Genomic DNA, 2,130 nt, shown 5'->3' with positions numbered 1-2,130 from the left:
TACCACGCACTTCCCGAGACTTTCCACGGTTTCCTTAACCGTCCAAACGAGCCAGGTTTCGAGGCTGGTTTACGTCTGATCATCGATTGGGCCCGCGGCATACAGGCTAAGCAAGCCTGAGCCGCAGCAACGCGTACCAGTCGCCGCTAGTCCCGTAAGAGGTTCCCCTCTGACACGACCACAGAGTTTTGGGCAGTTGCGCGGATCAGCCCTGGATCTGTTGCAGTAACCGTCCGGCTTGCGGGCATCGAGGAACGCCGCAGGTTCGAAGGGCTGGACACACCATCCATGGCTATGAACACGGTAATGGTGTGTCGGGCGCGGTCACGGATACATTGACCGCACCCGACAGATTTTAGTCGCGGATGGTGATGGTTTCTTTTTCGATGGCAGGCGTGCGCGTGGGCGCATGAAGTGTGATCGCAGCTAGCACAGCGCCGGCGAGGGCAATCACGGCTGCGCCGATGAACGCTGAGGAGAATCCGGCGGTCAGCGCCGGAAGGTTCCCACTTTCCGTCGCACCGTTGGCGGCTGCAATTGCTGTCATCGCCGCAAGGCCGAGTGCGGATCCGACCTGGTAGCTGGTGTTGACGAGGCCGGAAGCGAGGCCGCCCTCCACCTGCGGGGTGCTGGAGATCGCTGTGCCGAGGGTTGGGATGAACGCCAGAGACATTCCGAGTGCGGCCAGAAGCGAGGCCGGGAGGACATCTACCCAGAAGTTTCCATCCACGCGGACGAAGGACAACCACAGCAGGGCGCCGGCGAGCACGATAAGACCAGTCACCGTCATCGCTTTCGGCCCGAATCGCGCAGTCAGTCGCGGTGCAAGCACGATCATGGTGATCATGATGAATGCGGTCATGGGCAGGAGGGCGGCACCGCTGGGGAACGCCGAGTAGCCCAGGACTTGTTGCAGGTACAGATTCAAGAAGAACCACATCGGGATCCACGCGGCGGCGAGCAACAACTGGGCCAGGTTGGCCGCGGCCAAATTCGGGATCCGTAAGATCGAAAGGCGCATTAGTGGCTGCTTCCGGCGAGCCTGAACGAGTACGAACAGTGCGAGCAAGGCTGCGGCCCCGGAGAGTGCTCCCCACGTTTCTACGTTGGCCCATCCAATTTCTGGTGCTCGGACAATCGCGAAGACGCCGAGCGCAAGTCCGGCGGTAACCAATAGGGCACCGGCGATGTCGATGGAGCCGCGAATGCGGGGTCCATCTGCCGGGAGCGCTTTGGCGACGAGGGCGAAGACCACGAGGGCGAGCGGGATGTTAATGAAGAAGACCCATGGCCACGACATGTACTCAGTGATGACGCCGCCGAGGAACACACCCGCCGTTCCCCCTGCTGGCGCGGCCGCACCATAGAGGGCCAGCGCGCCACCGAGCTCCTTCGGGCTCGACCCGAAGGTTTTCATCAGCAGCGTGAGTGCCGCGGGTGCGATGAGTGCCGCACCGGCTCCCTGCACGCCACGCCCGATCAACTCGAACGCGACGTTTCCTGCGAGCCCCGCTGCTGCGGAGCCAGCGAGGAGAACGACCCAACCCGTGGTGAACATCCGTCGGGCGCCGAAGACATCCGCAAGACGCCCGCCGAGCAGCAGGAGCCCGCCGAATGTGATGACGTAGGCGTTGAAAACCCAGGAGAGGTTCTCGGGGCTGAAGCCCAGTTCCTCCTGCATTCGGGGCAACGCGACGCCCACGATTGAGGTGTCCATGATCACGACGAACTGCGCGAGTGCGATGAGGAAGAGCGCGAGCCTCTTCTTCCCACGCCCCGGTATTGCTTGAGACATTCCAGATTCCCTTCGATTGCGCCGTAGTGGGCGATTCACAAGTTGATTTATACCCTACGGGGGTACCGTATCAGGAATACCCCTAGTGGGTATAGTGTTGTCAGTACTGGTACCCCCTAGGGGTATAACTTCGAATCAGCAAAGGAGAGCTTTATGACAATGCGCGAATATCAGGTGACCGGGATGACCTGCGGTCATTGCGAGACTTCGATCCGGGAAGAGGTCAGCCAGGTAGCAGGCATCCAGTCGATTGACGTGAGTGCGAAGACCGGAATGCTTGTCGTGACCGGCCAAGACGCACTGGACGATACAGCAGTCCTCGCAGCGGTCGAGGA

General features: G+C 61.1%; 2 protein-coding genes. One reads left to right on the top strand and one right to left on the bottom strand.

Annotation, left to right across the window (positions count from 1 at the left end):
- Positions 1-355: 355 nt before the first annotated feature.
- Positions 356-1,795 carry an MFS transporter gene (locus JF66_RS17130; RefSeq protein ID WP_035879908.1) on the bottom strand — a complete coding sequence of 480 codons (1,440 nt, stop codon included), beginning with the start codon at positions 1,793-1,795 and terminating at the stop codon, positions 356-358.
- Between the two features lie 153 nt (positions 1,796-1,948).
- On the opposite strand from JF66_RS17130, the gene JF66_RS17125 reads away from it, so the two are divergent.
- A partial coding sequence (locus JF66_RS17125; RefSeq protein WP_035879905.1) for a heavy-metal-associated domain-containing protein occupies positions 1,949-2,130 on the top strand: 182 nt, incomplete at its 3' end.

The organism is Cryobacterium sp. MLB-32 (assembly GCF_000738085.1).
GTDB lineage: Bacteria > Actinomycetota > Actinomycetes > Actinomycetales > Microbacteriaceae > Cryobacterium.
This window is presented reverse-complemented; position numbering and strand designations above follow the sequence as displayed.

Bases quoted from the DNA above. Each gene is read 5' to 3' on its own strand.
- JF66_RS17130 (WP_035879908.1), bottom strand. From the start codon at position 1,795: ATGTCTCAAGCAATACCGGGGCGTGGGAAGAAGAGGCTCGCGCTCTTC.